This window comes from Lamprobacter modestohalophilus (assembly GCF_016583905.1).
In the GTDB taxonomy this organism is placed as follows: Bacteria; Pseudomonadota; Gammaproteobacteria; order Chromatiales; family Chromatiaceae; genus Lamprobacter; species Lamprobacter modestohalophilus.
In genome coordinates this window covers 13,245-27,853 of sequence record NZ_NRRY01000015.1, presented here as the reverse complement: position 1 = coordinate 27,853, position 14,609 = coordinate 13,245, and the positions used below count along the sequence as shown (strand labels likewise).

At 64.4% G+C, this 14,609-nt stretch carries 13 protein-coding genes; 12 read left to right on the top strand and 1 reads right to left on the bottom strand.

Annotation, left to right across the window (positions count from 1 at the left end):
• The first annotated feature begins 86 nt into the window (after positions 1 to 86).
• The 10 genes from CKO42_RS10765 to CKO42_RS10720 all read left to right on the top strand — a co-directional run bounded on the left by CKO42_RS10765 (position 87) and on the right by CKO42_RS10720 (position 8,567).
• Positions 87 to 902, top strand: a complete 816-nt coding sequence (locus tag CKO42_RS10765) for a porin family protein (protein ID WP_200243487.1) — start codon at positions 87 to 89, stop codon at positions 900 to 902.
• A 45-nt stretch (positions 903 to 947) separates the two neighbouring features.
• A complete protein-coding gene (locus CKO42_RS10760; RefSeq protein ID WP_200243486.1) occupies positions 948 to 1,268 on the top strand; it encodes a hypothetical protein in 321 nt (106 codons plus the stop codon).
• Positions 1,269 to 1,378: 110 nt separating this feature from the next.
• Positions 1,379 to 2,167, top strand: a complete 789-nt coding sequence (locus CKO42_RS10755; protein ID WP_200243484.1) for a DUF2092 domain-containing protein — start codon at positions 1,379 to 1,381, stop codon at positions 2,165 to 2,167.
• Positions 2,164 to 2,499: a hypothetical protein gene (locus tag CKO42_RS10750; protein WP_200243482.1), complete on the top strand. Its 336-nt coding sequence runs from the start codon at positions 2,164 to 2,166 to the stop codon at positions 2,497 to 2,499. The genes CKO42_RS10755 and CKO42_RS10750 overlap by 4 nt, the downstream gene beginning before the upstream one ends.
• Positions 2,500 to 2,631: 132 nt before the next feature.
• A complete protein-coding gene (locus CKO42_RS10745) occupies positions 2,632 to 3,156 on the top strand; it encodes a hypothetical protein (protein ID WP_200243480.1) in 525 nt (174 codons plus the stop codon).
• Positions 3,157 to 3,457: 301 nt separating this feature from the next.
• Positions 3,458 to 5,410 carry a DUF3604 domain-containing protein gene (locus CKO42_RS10740; protein WP_200243478.1) on the top strand — a complete coding sequence of 651 codons (1,953 nt, stop codon included), beginning with the start codon at positions 3,458 to 3,460 and terminating at the stop codon, positions 5,408 to 5,410.
• Positions 5,411 to 5,460: 50 nt separating this feature from the next.
• Positions 5,461 to 6,345 carry a peptidyl-prolyl cis-trans isomerase gene (locus CKO42_RS10735; RefSeq protein WP_207148712.1) on the top strand — a complete coding sequence of 295 codons (885 nt, stop codon included), beginning with the start codon at positions 5,461 to 5,463 and terminating at the stop codon, positions 6,343 to 6,345.
• Positions 6,342 to 7,346, top strand: a complete 1,005-nt coding sequence (locus CKO42_RS10730; protein WP_200243474.1) for a HupE/UreJ family protein — start codon at positions 6,342 to 6,344, stop codon at positions 7,344 to 7,346. The genes CKO42_RS10735 and CKO42_RS10730 overlap by 4 nt, the downstream gene beginning before the upstream one ends.
• Positions 7,347 to 7,356: 10 nt before the next feature.
• Positions 7,357 to 7,968 carry a HupE/UreJ family protein gene (locus tag CKO42_RS10725; RefSeq protein ID WP_200243473.1) on the top strand — a complete coding sequence of 204 codons (612 nt, stop codon included), beginning with the start codon at positions 7,357 to 7,359 and terminating at the stop codon, positions 7,966 to 7,968.
• Positions 7,965 to 8,567, top strand: coding sequence for a HupE/UreJ family protein (locus CKO42_RS10720; RefSeq protein WP_200243472.1), 603 nt, complete (start codon positions 7,965 to 7,967; stop codon positions 8,565 to 8,567). The genes CKO42_RS10725 and CKO42_RS10720 overlap by 4 nt, the downstream gene beginning before the upstream one ends.
• A gap of 110 nt (positions 8,568 to 8,677) precedes the next feature.
• Here the strand turns inward: CKO42_RS10720 and CKO42_RS27280 are convergent, their stop codons facing one another.
• On the bottom strand, positions 8,678 to 9,196 hold the full coding sequence (locus CKO42_RS27280; RefSeq protein ID WP_242479295.1) for an SLC13 family permease: 519 nt from the start codon (positions 9,194 to 9,196) through the stop codon (positions 8,678 to 8,680).
• Between the two features lie 294 nt (positions 9,197 to 9,490).
• On the opposite strand from CKO42_RS27280, the gene katG reads away from it, so the two are divergent.
• Both katG and CKO42_RS10705 read left to right on the top strand, forming a co-directional pair.
• The gene (gene katG, locus CKO42_RS10710; protein WP_200243471.1) at positions 9,491 to 11,677 is read left to right on the top strand and encodes a catalase/peroxidase HPI; all 2,187 of its coding nucleotides are present in this window, start codon (positions 9,491 to 9,493) and stop codon (positions 11,675 to 11,677) included.
• Between the two features lie 156 nt (positions 11,678 to 11,833).
• Entirely contained in the window at positions 11,834 to 14,431 is a 2,598-nt protein-coding gene (locus CKO42_RS10705; RefSeq protein WP_200243458.1) for an ATP-binding protein, read from the top strand.
• Positions 14,432 to 14,609 lie beyond the last annotated feature (178 nt).

Below are 14,609 nucleotides of genomic sequence, written 5' to 3'. Positions count from 1 at the left end.
CGGCCTTGTTCCAGATCCGCCATTCAGCGGTCCGTTGGGCACGACGGCATCCTTAACCCATCAGCTGCACAGCCAGAGGGTCCGCGATGGATTCCTTCACTGCATTTCCACACAACTGTCGCACCGTCCTGCTCGCGGCGATGGTCCTGGCGGCGGGGTCGACAGCGGCCCGCGCGGACGACTGGCAGTTCGGCGTCAATCTCTACGGCTGGTTTCCCGGCGTCACGGGGGATGTCACCTTCAAGAATGGCGCCCGCACGCCGGCGGGTAGCGGTCGGGATCTGGACGTCAGCGCCGATGACATCCTCAATGCCCTCGACTTCGTCTTCCTGGGCGGTTTCGAGATGCGCAAGGGCGACTGGGGCGCCTTCACGGATCTGATCTATCTGGACCTCAGTGGAAACGACCGCCAGTCGCTGAATGCCCTGGTTCCGGGTGGACCGGGTGTCCAACTCGATGCCGCGCTGGAACTCAAAAGCACCATCTGGACACTGGCCGGTCAGTACCGCGTGCTGGATGCGCCCCAGGTCTCGGCGGACGCCGTCCTTGGCTTTCGCTACCTGGCCTTGGACGTGGCGCTGGACCTGACCCTTGATGGCCCGCTGCCGCCCGAGCTGCCGACCGCCCATCTGTCGCGCAATCCTCAGCAGTGGGACGGGATTATTGGCCTGCGTGGCGAGTTCCGGCCTGGTGGCGACTGGATCCTGCCCTACTACGTTGATGTTGGCACCGGAGATTCGAGCCTCACCTGGCAGGCACTGTTCGGCGTCGGCTATCGGTTCGACTGGGGGGATATCGTCCTCGCCTATCGTCATCTCGACTATGCCTTCGATGACAGCGCCAAGGTCGATCTGGACCTTGGCTTCAGTGGCGCGGGACTGGGGGCGACCTTCCGTTTCTAAACCCTCACCGACTCGCTCACCAGCATTCCGCAAGAGGCATCGATGATGAAAACGAGAACGCAACTTCGCCCGCTGGGCCTTGGTCTGGGCGTGGCGACGACCCTGCTGCTGCTAGCCGCCGGGGCTCCGGACGGTTGGGTGATCCGCGACGCCGAAGCGGTCATCGGGCGTCCCATCACGCCGGTCAGTGTCGCAGGCGTGGCCCGTCGCTCCACGCGGCGCGCCATCTATGCCACCTCGGTCTACGCGGCCACACTGCCCGCGGGCTGTCGCACGGTCGTCATCGACGGCGTGGCGCTGCATCAATGCGGCGTTACTTACTACCAGGCGACCGGCGGGCGCTATGTCGTGGTGCGGGTCGAGTAATTCGGCATGTCCGTGTCAGCGACCCGCTGATTGCGAAGGCACGGCGTTCGAGCGCTGCTGTTTTTCCCGCCCCCACTGCTCCGCAACCCTGACGACGAGGTCGATGCCCAATGACACTCCACCCTAGCCTCTATGCCGCCGGTTTGGCCGCACTCCTTTCCGGACTGCCGCTGGCACAGGCCCAGGCCCAGGCCCAAGCCGATGACGCCAAGGCCATCCTCAAGACCTCGCTCGACTACGTCAGCCAGCAGCAGACTCTGTCGCTGACGTTCGACAGTTCGATCGAGATCATCACCCCTCGGCTCGAAAAGATTCAGTTCACCAACTCGGGCGATCTGCGGCTCCAGCGTCCGGACAAACTGCGCGCTCACCGGGTCGGCGGTTACGCGGATGTTGAGCTAGTGTTCGATGGCAAGACAGTCAGCATTCTGGGCCGGAATCTGGACGCCTACGCCCAATTCGAGGGACCGGACAACCTGGATGCCTTGATCGAGGCACTGCGGATGGGGCACGGCATTGCCTTGCCCGGCGCCGATCTGCTCCTGTCGAACGCCTACGAGGCGCTGGTCGCCGGGGTGTTGGAGTCCAAGCACATCGGGCGCGGCGTGATCGACGGCGTGGAGTGCGAACATCTGGCCTTCCGCAATGCCGACACCGACTGGCAGCTCTGGGTGGAGTTGGGCGAACGGCCCATCCCGAGGAAACTCGTGATCACCAGCAAGACCGTCAACAGCGCGCCTCAATACACGCTCCAGGTCAAGGATTGGAGCACCGAGGCCGCCCCGGCGGCCGATGCCTTCGTCTTCAAGGTGCCCGATGGCGCGACCCGACTGGAGCCGGACGCGTTGACCGGACTCGACGAACTGCCTCCCGGGGCGCCCGCCGGAGAGACGCCATGAGATTCAATCCAGGTCGATCGCTGATGATGTTGAGCCTGGCAACCGCCGGCTGGCTGGCCAATGGCGCGCTCGCGCCCTCGTCCCCAGGCGGTTGGATCGCCAGCGCCGAGGCCGTTGTCGGGCGGCCGGCGACCCCGATCAGTTATGCCGGCGTGGCGCGACGCACGACGGTGCGGGCGGTGACCCCTGGGGTCGGAGCCGGCGGGGTAGGAGGACCGGCGTCCGGCGTCGGCGTGCTGCCGGGGGCCGGCGCAGGGCAGGTCGGCGTGGGTTACAGCGGCGGCGTCGGGGTCAATCTCGGTGGTCCCGTCAATCGGGTTGGCGTGCGTTGAGATGTCCGGGTTGAGATGTCCGGACGCGCCTGGACGATTGACCCAGGTCGATCCACCCAGCCCGAGCCGCTCTTGCGGATCGGGAGACCTGAACAGCGTCGGGCATCCTGCCCGGCAGGAACCGCGGACACCATGAACAGCGTTTTCACCAAGCTTAAAAAGGAGTTTCTGGCGATCCTGCCGCCGACGCTCTATTTCTTCGTCGCCCTGCATCTGGTGGTCGTGATCCGCGTCTTGATGCTCGAGGGGACCGGCATCCCGGCCACGACATCGGTATCGGTTGCCCTTGCGGCCCTCATCCTCGGCAAGGCGGTGCTGATCGCCGACTTGCTGCCCATCATCAATCGTTACCCCGAAAAACCGCTGATCTACAACGTGGTCTGGAAGACACTCCTGTATCAGTTGGTTGCCGCGGTGGTGCACTATGCGGAGCGGCTTGTCGACTTCGCTCGACAGGCCGGCGGTGTGGTCGCCGGCAACGAGAAACTGCTCGCCGAGATCGTCTGGCCACATTTCTGGGCCGTTCAGATCCTCCTGTTCCTGCTGATTCTGATGTACTGCACCCTGCATGAATTGGTCCGCCTGGTCGGTAAGGACAAGGCCAAGCAGATGTTCTTCGGACCCTTGCCGAGCGACCCTAATTTAGATCAGAGGTAGAGATCCGAGCGCTCCGTACCACCGAGCGAACTACTAAAACCAGTTGACGGGCGACATCGGTTCCGGCGCGACCCTCGGCGACTTCAAGTCCGAGTCTTTCGGCATCGGTCCGGGCTTCCTCTGGATTCCCGCGCTCGGGCGCCAGCTCAGCAAGTAGCCGAGGCATCGGCAGCAGGGATGCTGAGGTTAGGTCGCGGGCGCTGGACGCTTGGCCGGCAGGTCGACGCTTCGCCCCACCCGAATGTATCGATGAGAACGGCCAAGGCAAAGAACAACAACCGGAATCCAGAGGAGAACCAAGATGACCAGTGACAACCGAATCGAGAAGATTGCCGCTGCTGTGCTGCTCGCCGCGGCGCCCTTGCTGCTGCCTGAGGTGGCCCTGGCGCAGTTCACGCCTGCCGAGGAGTCGCTGTCGGATCTCTACCCCGGCAAGGCCTATTCCCCCTATGCCCAGCGCAGCTTCCCGAGCCGCGTGTTCTGGGGCGACACCCACCTGCACACCGGCTTGTCGATGGACGCGGGCCTGTTCGGTGCCCGCCTCGGGCTGGACGACGCCTACCGCTTCGCCCGCGGCGAGGAGGTCATGGCCTCCAGCGGCCAGCCGGCCAAGCTTTCGCGGCCGCTGGACTGGCTGGTGATCGCCGATCACTCCGACGGCATGGGACTCTTCAACGACCTCGCGTCCGGCAAGCCCGGCCTCATCGCCTTCGACCAGGCCAAGGGCTGGTACGAGGGGCTACAGAAAGGGGGCGAAGCCTCGGCGACCGCGGCCCTTGATCTCATCACGACCTTCTCCCAGGGGGAGATCGACCCGGAGATGATGGCCGAGTACTCGCCCGGCGGTAAGACCTACAAGTCGATCTGGGAGGACGTCGTCGACGCGGCCGAGCGCTTCAACGACCCCGGCCGTTTCACGACCCTGATCGGCTTCGAGTGGACCTCGCTAGTCAATGGCGCCAACCTGCACCGCAATGTGATCTTCCGCGACGGGGCGAACAAGGCTGGGCGTGTCGTTCCCTACACGACCCAGGCGCCGGTCGGCTCCACCGATCCGCTGGACCTCTATGCCTGGCTCGAGAACTACGAGAAGACCACCGGCGGCACCGCGTTGGCGCTGGCGCACAACGGCAACCTCTCCAACGGCATCATGTTCCCGGTGGATGCCCAGTACACCGGTAAGGCGATCGATGCCGAGTATGTTCGCTTGCGGGCCAAGTGGGAGCCGATGTACGAGATCACGCAAATCAAGGGCGACGGCGAGGCGCACCCCTTCCTCTCGCCGGATGATGCCTTCGCCGACTACGAGACCTGGGATGTCGGCAACCTTGACCTGACCGAGGCCAAGACGCAGGACATGCTGCAGTACGAATACGCCCGCGAGGCCCTGAAAAACGGGCTGCTGCTGGAGCAGCGCCACGGCGCCAACCCCTACAAGTTCGGCCTGGTCGGCTCCACCGACAGTCACACCGCGCTGGCCGCGGTCGAGGAGGAGAACTTCTTCGGCAAGGCCACTAATGCCGAGCCGAAGCCGGAGCGCATGGGCCACGCCTTCGCCAAGACTGAGAAGGGTGAGTTCCGTGGCGACATGCTGGTGGCCTCGGGCTACGCCGCGGTCTGGGCCGAGGAGAACACCCGCGCCGCGATCTTCGACGCCATGGAGCGCAAGGAGGTCTATGCCACCACCGGTCCCCGCATGATGGTCCGCTTCTTCGGCGGCTGGGACTACACGGCCGATGACCTCAACAGCCGCCAGCCGGCCTTCCGCGGCTACGAGAAGGGTGTGCCGATGGGCGGTGACCTAAGACCCGAGCAAGGCAAATCGGCACCGACCTTCATGGTCTACGCGCTGCGCGACCCGATCGGCGCCAACCTGGACCGTGTCCAGATCGTCAAGGGCTGGCTGGACAAGGACGGAGAGACGCACGAAAAGGTCTACGACGTCGCCTGGTCCGCGGGCCGTGAGCCAGACGCAAATGGCGCATTGCCGCCGGTGGGCAACACGGTGGACGTGGAGAACGCCAACTGGACCAACACCATCGGCGCGTCGGAGCTGGGTACCGTCTGGACCGACCCGGACTTCGACCCCGACCAGTCTGCCTTCTACTACGCCCGTGTCCTGGAGATCCCGACACCGCGCTGGGTTGTCTACGACGCCTTCCGCTTCGGCGTGGAGATCCCCGAGGAAGCCGAGACCACACACCAGGAGCGCGCCTACACCTCGCCGATCTGGTACACGCCGGTCAAAGGCTGATCGATCTTGATTCCCGCCAGGTAAGGATGAGGATCAGGGTGAACAGGTTTATGCAGAGACTGTTGCGTGAGCCACTGGTCCATTTTCTGGTGCTGGGTGCGGCGCTGTTCCTGGTGTTTAATCTCACGGGCGAGACCGACCAGGCGGGCGAGCGACGGATCGTCGTGACGCCCGGCCAGGTCGAGCAGCTCGCCGCCCAGTTCTCGCGCACCTGGCTGCGGCCGCCCACGCCGAGCGAGCTCGACGGGCTGATCGAGCGCTACGTGCGCAGAGAGATCTACTACCGGGAGGCGTTGGCCATGGGGCTCGGCCAGGACGATCCCTATGTGCGCAATCGCCTGGCGCTCAAGCTGGAAGTGCTGCTCGATGATCTGTCGGCGGAGGCCGAGCCGGCCGATACGGAGTTGGCGGATTTTCTCGAGTCACACGCGGAGCGTTTCGCCAAACCGGCCCGGCTGAGCTTCCGGCAGGTCTACCTGAACCCGGAGCGCCATCCTGACCCGACGGCCGAGGCGCGGCGCCTGCTCGAGACGCTGCGTGACGGGGGCGACCCTAACGCGCGCGGTGATGTTTCGATGCTCATCCCCGGCCTGGCGGCGGCCAGCCCGGACGAGATTGCCCGGCATTTCGGGGAGGATTTTGCCGAGGCATTGGTTGTGCTCGAACCGGGTGGCTGGGATGGCCCGGTTCGCTCTCCCTACGGAATCCACCTGGTTCTGGTCACGCAGTGCGAGCCTGAGAGGCAGCCGGCGCTGGCGGAGATCCGCGACAGGGTACTGGTCGAGTGGCGCGACCAACGCCGCCACGAGACCAAAGAGCAGGCCTACCAGCGCCTGCGCGAGCGCTACGAGATCGTGATGCAGCAGGACTCGGCAGCCCCAGCGCCTGACACCGCCGCTGCACAACAAGCCGCGCAGGTACAGGCCGGTCAGTGAACAGGGCGCTGCGCAAACTTGCCGTGCTGCTGCTGTTGATGGCCGGGTTCTGGTCGGTCCCGGGCAGCGCGCACGAGTCCCAGCCCGGCCTGCTCGAGATCCGCCAGCTTACCACCGAGCGTTGGGAGATCGTCTGGCGGGCACCGATCTACTACGGCAAGTCGCATCCGGCGCGTCTGGCGCTGCCGGCGGATTGGCGGCCCGTGGGCGAGCCCAGCGTGCAGCGGTTGGCGAGCGCGGACCTGCGCCGGCAGGTCGTGACGGTGCCACCGGGCACCCTCAACGGCAGCGTCATCGGCTTCCCTGGGCTGGAGCAGACCATCACGGACGTGTTCGTGCGCCTCGCCCGGCTGGATGGCAGCGAGGCGTCCCAGGTGGTGCGCCCTAGCAAGCCGGAGGCGGTGCTGCGCGGTGAGCGGCCGTGGCATGTCACGGCTGGGGAATACCTGGTGCTGGGTTTCCATCACATCCTGCTCGGCATCGACCACCTGCTGTTCGTGCTCGGGCTGCTGGTCATCGTGCGCGGGAATCGCATGCTGGTGAAGACCATCACCGCCTTCACCGTCGCCCACAGCATCACCCTGGGGCTCGCCACCCTCGGTTACGCCAGTGTGCCGGGGCCGCCACTCAACGCGGCCATCGCCCTGTCGATCCTGTTCCTCGGCCCAGAGATGGTGCGGGTGTGGCGGGGGCACACCAGCTTGACCATCCGCCATCCCTGGGTGGTCGCGTTCTGCTTCGGGCTGCTGCATGGTTTCGGTTTCGCCAGTGGCCTGTCCGTGGTTGGAATGCCACGCGCCGAGATCCCGCTCACGCTGGCCATGTTCAACGTCGGTGTCGAACTGGGGCAGCTCGCCTTCGTGGCCCTGATCCTGTTGTCTTACCGAGCGATGCGGACGCTGGAATTCCGCTGGCCCCGCTGGGCCGAATTGGGGCCGGCGTACGCGATTGGCTCCCTCGGTGCCTACTGGACCATCCAGCGCACCGCGATGATGTTCTGAGGAGGAGCAAATGAACCCTGCCAAGCGATGCGGCCGTAAAGCGATCCTCGCATCCCTGCTCGTACTGGTCGCCCTTTGGCCGCTGGCCGCCTGGGCCCACGTGGAATCCGGACAGGCCGGCGGCTTCCTGAGTGGCCTGTCCCACCCCGTCTCCGGGCTCGACCACGTCGTCGCCATGATTGCCGTGGGCCTGTGGGGCGCCCAGCTCGGCATGCCGGCGTTGTGGGTCCTGCCGGTGGCCTTTCCGATGTTGATGGCCTTCGGCGGCATGCTGGGACTGATCGGCATCCCCCTGCCCGGCGTGGAGATCGGCATCGCGCTGTCGGCCGTGGTGCTCGGCGCCCTGGTGCTCGGGCGGGTACGGTTGCCCCTGGCCGTCGCGGTGATCGTGGTCGCCTGCTTCGCCGTCTTCCACGGCCATGCCCACGGCACCGAGCTTCAGGCCGGCCAGAACGCGATGCTCTATAGCCTTGGCTTCGTCATCGCCACCGGCCTGCTGCACGGCGTCGGCATCACCAGCGGGCTCATCCAGCGCTGGGAACCGGGGGCGCAGATACTGCGGGGCGCCGGCGCCCTGGTCATGGCGGCGGGGCTCTATTTCCTGTGGGGCGCGGCGACATGAAGCGCCTGGGCCTGCTCCCGTGGTTGGCCGCCGGGCTGGCGGCACTGCCCGGGGCGGCACAGGCTCACCTGGTCAACTCCGGGCTCGGCCCCTTCTACGACGGAGCCTTGCACCTACTGCTGTCCCCCGGCGATCTACTGGGTCTCCTCGCCCTAGCGCTGCTCGCTGGCCTGCGCGGCACCACAGCGGCCAGAGCGGCGGTGACCGCCCTGCCGACGGCCTTGCTGCTGGCGGGCCTGATCGGCCTGACGCTGCCGGTCATACCGAACCTGGCCTGGTTGAGCACACTCGCATTCATGCTGCTGGGTGTGCTGGTTGCGTTCGATGTCCGGCTGCCGCCGGTCATCATCGCCGCCCTGGCTGGCGTCTACGGTACGCTGCTTGGCCTACTGAACGGCTCCACCCTGGCCACCATGGATGCGGGTGTAGGGAGCTTGCTCGGGATAGTGCTGACGGCCTTCATGCTGGTCCTGCTCGCCTCGGCAGCCGTGGTCCCGCTGCATGCATTCTGGGCCCGGATAACCGTCAGAGTCGCCGGCAGCTGGGTCGTAGCGGTGGGGATGTTGATGTTGGGCTGGTTAGCACAAGGCGCGGTCTGAGTCCAAATCATCGCCAGGTTTCGATGTGGCACCGGATGACAAGTAGCCGAAGCGCATGACGCGTAGAAAGGATAGGAAATCCAAGCCACCCTGAGGATTCAGTATGGGTGTCAGCGGGTAGGATAGAGCGGCAACAGCCAGGGCACCATGGCGACGCTGACGGCCATGATGATCAGCGTCAGCGGCAGGCCGATGCGGATGAAATCGCTGATGCGATAGTTGCCGGCGGTGGTGACGAGCGTGTTGATCGGTGAAATCGGGTTCATGAAGGCGGCCGATGCGGCCAGCGCGACGATCATCGCGAACGGGTAGGGCGAGGCCTGCAACTCCTCGGCGACGGCGAGCGCAAGCGGGATCAACAGCACTGCGTTGGCGGTGTTGACGATGAATAGCCCGAGCAGCACTCCCCCGAACGGGGTGAAACTGAAGAAGTCGAAGCCGTCCGTGCCGGTGCGCACCAACTCGTAGTTGATGACCAGGTTGGGCGAGGTGGCGACCAGCGTCATCATGCCGCTGATCAAGGCCGCGTAGGCCATCGGCATCATCAGTTGCGCCGGCGCAATGCCGCTGCGGTTCGCCATGCACAGCACGCTCGGCACGAAGATCGTCACCACCCAGGTCGAGCTCATTACGCTTGTTGATGGCGAACATGCCGATGGCCACCGCCAGCAACAGGAGCACGATGAATCGATCGATCGGCATAACAACACTTTGTCGATGCTAACACCCTTGGAAGCGGGTAACCGAGTCTCGCTCTATCAGGCGAGCTGGTGCAATCGGTGATGTCGATCAGGGGCATGCGGCAAACCGATTAGCCACCGATGCTGCTCGTGCGTAGCCTAAAAATCTGCCCAAGCAGGCACCCGACAGGCAGGCACCTGGCCGCCAAACCGAGTTCGTTGACACCACAAGCAGAGGCAAAGATGGCAAATACCCCAATGAGCACCGCCGGCCAATGTCCAGTCATGCACGGCGCGAACACCGCTGCTGGGACCACGGTCATGGACTGGTGGCCGAAGGCGCTGAACCTCGACATCCTGCATCAGCACGATCGCAAGACCGATCCGATGGGTGACGCCTTCGATTATCGCGAGGCGCTCAAGCAGCTCGATGTCGACGCGCTCAAGCAAGATCTGCACGCCCTGATGACCGACAGCCAAGACTGGTGGCCAGCAGACTGGGGCCATTATGGCGGTCTGATGATCCGCATGGCCTGGCACGCCGCCGGCTCCTATCGCATCGCCGATGGCCGCGGCGGGGCCGGCACCGGCAATCAGCGCTTCGCGCCGCTCAACAGTTGGCCGGACAACGTCAATCTGGACAAGGCCCGTCGGCTGCTCTGGCCGATCAAGAAAAAATACGGCAACCAGATCAGCTGGGCCGATTTGATCGTCCTCGCCGGCACCGTCGCCTATGAATCCATGGGCCTGAAGACCTTCGGCTTCGGCTTCGGCCGCGAGGACATCTGGCATCCGGAGAAGGACACCTACTGGGGCTCCGAGAAAGAGTGGCTGGCGCCGAGCGACAGCGAGGGCAGTCGTTATTCGGGCGAGCGTGACTTGGAGAACCCACTCGCCGCGGTGATGATGGGGCTCATCTATGTCAACCCCGAAGGCGTCGATGGCAACCCCGATCCGCTCAAGACCGCCGTCGACGTGCGCGAGACCTTCGCGCGCATGGCGATGAACGACGAGGAGACCGTCGCCCTCACCGCGGGTGGCCACACCGTCGGCAAGTGTCACGGCAACGGCGACGCGGCGCTACTCGGCCCCGATCCGGAAGGCGCGGAGCTGGAGGATCAAGGTCTCGGCTGGATCAACAAGACCCAGCGCGGCATCGGTCGCGACACCATGAGCAGCGGCATCGAAGGCGCCTGGACCAGCCGCCCCACGCGCTGGGATAACGGCTACTTCAAGATGCTGCTCGACCATGAGTGGGAGCTCAAGAAGAGCCCGGCCGGCGCCTGGCAGTGGGAGCCGGTCGAGATCAAGGAAGAGGACAAGCCGGTCGATGTCGAAGACCCCTCGATCCGCTACAACCCGATCATGACCGATGCCGACATGGCGATGAAGATGGACCCGGTCTATCGCGAGATCTCGGAGCGGTTCTACAACGACCCGGACCATCTCTCCGAGGTCTTCGCCCGTGCCTGGTTCAAGCTCACCCATCGCGACATGGGTCCGAAGGCGCGCTACATCGGCCCCGATGTGCCACAGGAAGATCTCATCTGGCAGGACCCGGTGCCCGCTGGCAGCACTGACTATGACATCGATGCGGTGAAGGCCAAGATCGCAGCCAAGATAACAGCCAGCGGCCTGAGCATCAGCGAGCTGGTCGCGACTGCCTGGGACAGCGCGCGCACCTTCCGCGGCTCCGACATGCGTGGCGGCGCCAATGGGGCGCGCATCCGTCTGGCCCCGCAGAAGGACTGGGAGGGCAACGAGCCCGAGCGGCTAGCCAAGGTGCTGGCTGTGCTCGAAGGCATTGCGGCCGAGAGCGGCGCCAGCGTTGCCGATGTCATCGTGCTCGCTGGCAATGTGGGTATCGAGCAGGCGGCCAAGGCGGCGGGCGTCGAGATCAGCGTGCCTTTTGCACCCGGCCGTGGCGATGCTACCGACGCGATGACCGATGCCGAGTCGTTCGAGCCGCTGGAGCCGATCCACGACGGCTATCGGAACTGGCTGAAGAAGGACTATGCAGTCACCGCCGAAGAACTGATGCTCGACCGCACCCAGTTGATGCGGATCACCGCCCCCGAGATGACGGCGCTGGTCGGCGGTCTGCGCGTCTTGGGCACCAACCATGGCGGTACCAAGCACGGCGTCTTCACCGAGCGCGAGGGCGTGCTGAGCAACGACTTCTTCGTCAATCTGACCGACATGGCGTATCGCTGGGAGCCGGTGGGCGGGAATCTGTACGAGGTTCGCGATCGCCAGACCGACGAGGTCAAGTGGACGGCAACCCGGGTCGATCTGGTGTTCGGCTCCAACGCGATCCTGCGTGCCTATGCCGAGGTCTACGCGCAGGATGATAATCAGGAGAAGTTCGTTCGCGACTTCGTCGCCGCTTGGACCAAGGTCATGAATGCGGATCGCTTCGATCTCGGCTAGGCTGTGGCCCAATGGCCCAATGGCCCAATGGCCCAATGGCCCAATCCCTGACACCGGCCTTGGTCGGTGTCAGGGACAGCGATGTTATCGTTGGACGCGGTTTTCGCGGTTCAACGACGGGCCAGCAACATGGCAGAGACTCACACAGCCTGGACGATGTGGCGCATACAGTGCCTGTTGCTGATCTGGCTGAGCTTGGGACTTACCATTCCTGATGCCGCAAACGCGCAAGCGAGACATGCGGGCTCACCTGAGCTGACGGATCAGGAGCGCGCTTGGCTGGCCGCTGGTCACCGGGTGCGTGTGCGCATCAGCGACTATCCGCCCTACATGATCAGGGAGCCCCGACCAAAGGGGCTGGCGGTCGATTATCTTGATCATATCGCGGCGCAATTCGATCTCGAGATTGAATACGTTCCAGCCAACATGACCTTTGCCGCTGCCGTGGCTGACCTCGCCGGCAGCCGGCAGCATTATGATGTGCTGCCCACCTTTACGCGGACGCCGGAACGGGAGAAACAGTTCGCCGTCAGCGCTGATTACCTGAGCGCGCCTTGGGTGATCTATACCCGCCAGGACAGCCCTTATCTGGTTGGCCTCGAGAGCCTGGCCGGGAAAACCCTGGCGGCCGAGAAAGGCTTCTTGATCATCGACAAGCTCAAGCACGATGTGCCTGGCGTCAACATCCTGGAGGTGCCCTTCGCGTTGGATGCACTGACGGCCTTGGCGACCGGGCAAGCCGATGCCTATGTCGGCAACCTGGCTGTCGGTAGCTATCTGGTCAAAGAGCATCGGCTCACCAACCTCATGGTGGCCGCGCCGACGCACTATGGCATCAACACCCAGGCGATGGCGGTGCGATCGGACTGGCCGGAATTGGCCAGTCTGATTAGCAAGGGCATTGCCTCGATGACGCTCGAGGATCGCAATGCCATCCTTGGTAAATGGATTCATCTCGAGATGCAACCGCGGCGCGACTATAGGCTGGCGTTTAGCATTTTGGCAGGCGCCTCGCTCGTCATCATCGCTGTCTTTCTCTGGAACCGTAGGTTGGCGCGCGAGATCCTGGTCAGGCAGCGCGTTGAGTCCGAGCTGCGCAGGTCTGAGGCTCGACTCCTAGAAGAGACGAACAGCCTGCAGCAGACCAAGGTTGAGCTACAGCACAAGAAGGATGAACTGCAAGCGTTCAATGCCAACCTAGAGGCTCGGCTGCTGGCGGCGGTCGAGGATCGTACCCGCGTTCTTAACCAAGCAGCGGCCCGCGCCAAAGAGAGCGATCAGGCCAAATCGGCCTTTCTGTCAGCGGTCAGTCACGAGCTACGCTCGCCGTTGCACGACATCCTTGGCTATGCGGGGCTACTGACTCGGCAGATACCGCAACAGGCTCGCCATCAGCTCGACATCATCTCAGAGAGTGGTCATCAACTCCTGCGGCTGATCAACGACATCCTCGACTATAGCCGCGGCGAGGTCAGCCCCATCCCGCTCGAGCCAGGCCCGCTCTCGCTGGTCCGGCTCACACGACAGCTGACCGCGACCTATCGGCCGGTTGCTGAGCGAGGCAAGAATCAGTTTGTCGTTGCGCTGAAGACAGGCGGCTTGGACTGGGTGATCGCCGACGAGATGCGGCTGACCCAAATCCTGCGCAACCTGTTGGACAACGCCTTCAAGTTCACTCGCGATGGACGCATTGAACTGGCGATTGAGCTGATCGAGGCGCGGACCATCAAGGCAGAGGCAGAGGCAGAGGCAGAGGCAGAGGCAGAGGCAGGAGAAAGGGAGGGGGCAGATTCAGCGGCAGATGAGGGGGCAATGGGTGCCGACTGCCTGGTGCGTTTTCGTGTCAGCGATACCGGTGTTGGCATTCCGGCGAGCAAGCAGGAGACGGTCTTCCAACCCTTCCAGCGCCTGGAACGTCACCGCAGTCTGCCTGGTGTCGGGCTTGGGTTGGCGATCGCGCAGCAACTGACAACCGCCATGGGTGGCAGCATCCGTCTGCGCAGCCAGTCAGGTCTGCATTCTGGAAGCACCTTTTGTTTCGAGCTGCGTTTGCCGATGGGCGCACAGCTGGAGCAGGACACCAACGAGGACTTGTTCATCGTGGGGTATTCAGGGCGGCGTCGTACCCTACTGGTCGCCGACGACCAAGCGACGAGTCGCGGTTTCTTGTCAGAATGCTGTCGCGGTTGGGGGTTCGAGGTCATCGAGGCGGCCGATGGCGCCGAGGCCGTCGCTTGTTTCCAGGCGCTTGAGACGCCGGTGGATGCGGTCTTGGTCGATCAATTCATGCCGCGGCTCGATGGCTGGGGATGCTTGCAAGCGCTGCGCGGCATGGAGTGGGGCCGCCAGCTGCCGGTAATCCTGTTCTCGGCGGTACCAGCGCAGCGACCGGCAGGCTATCCCGAGGCGATGCGCTTCGATGGATTCGCCATGAAGCCGCTGACCGAAGCGACCTTGGCGAGACTCTTGGCCGAATCGCTGGCGCTCGACTGGGAGTATGAGGTCGCCTCGTCAACCGCAGAGGCGCCGCAAACCGATCCGGCGTTGCTGTCGGCCTCTCTGGCCGCCGAAGAGCGTGCGCGCTTGCGAGCGATGGTCGCGATGGGGCAGGTCATTGGGCTGCAGCAATGGGCGGCAACCATGGCGACCCAGGATGTCGGGCGCAAGCCGATGTGGCAGGGGATCGAGCAGCTGTGTCGTGCGCTGGATCTGCAAGCCTTGCAGCGATTGGCTGCCGCATCGTTGGATGATTGAGCGCAACCGGCCTGTCCTCAGTGGTTTGCTCGCTTCGATTGCGCCCTGACCCCCTTGGTCCCGGTGGCGAGACTGCTGCTCAGGGCCGAGCCCGATGTTCAGGGCCGAGCCCGACAAACTTTGCCGCGTCAGCATAAGACTATGCCGCGAGCCCTGTTCGGCTGCAATCAGACGATTG

Bases quoted from the DNA above. Each gene is read 5' to 3' on its own strand.
- CKO42_RS10760 (WP_200243486.1), top strand. From the start codon at position 948: ATGAAAACGAGAACGCAACTTCGCCCGCTGGGCCTTGGTCTGGGCGTG.
- CKO42_RS10745 (WP_200243480.1), top strand. From the start codon at position 2,632: ATGAACAGCGTTTTCACCAAGCTTAAAAAGGAGTTTCTGGCGATCCTG.
- katG (WP_200243471.1), top strand. From the start codon at position 9,491: ATGGCAAATACCCCAATGAGCACCGCCGGCCAATGTCCAGTCATGCAC.
- CKO42_RS10720 (WP_200243472.1), top strand. From the start codon at position 7,965: ATGAAGCGCCTGGGCCTGCTCCCGTGGTTGGCCGCCGGGCTGGCGGCA.
- CKO42_RS10725 (WP_200243473.1), top strand. From the start codon at position 7,357: ATGAACCCTGCCAAGCGATGCGGCCGTAAAGCGATCCTCGCATCCCTG.
- CKO42_RS10705 (WP_200243458.1), top strand. From the start codon at position 11,834: ATGTGGCGCATACAGTGCCTGTTGCTGATCTGGCTGAGCTTGGGACTT.
- CKO42_RS10735 (WP_207148712.1), top strand. From the start codon at position 5,461: ATGCAGAGACTGTTGCGTGAGCCACTGGTCCATTTTCTGGTGCTGGGT.
- CKO42_RS10740 (WP_200243478.1), top strand. From the start codon at position 3,458: ATGACCAGTGACAACCGAATCGAGAAGATTGCCGCTGCTGTGCTGCTC.
- CKO42_RS10765 (WP_200243487.1), top strand. From the start codon at position 87: ATGGATTCCTTCACTGCATTTCCACACAACTGTCGCACCGTCCTGCTC.
- CKO42_RS10755 (WP_200243484.1), top strand. From the start codon at position 1,379: ATGACACTCCACCCTAGCCTCTATGCCGCCGGTTTGGCCGCACTCCTT.
- CKO42_RS27280 (WP_242479295.1), bottom strand. From the start codon at position 9,196: ATGAGCTCGACCTGGGTGGTGACGATCTTCGTGCCGAGCGTGCTGTGC.
- CKO42_RS10750 (WP_200243482.1), top strand. From the start codon at position 2,164: ATGAGATTCAATCCAGGTCGATCGCTGATGATGTTGAGCCTGGCAACC.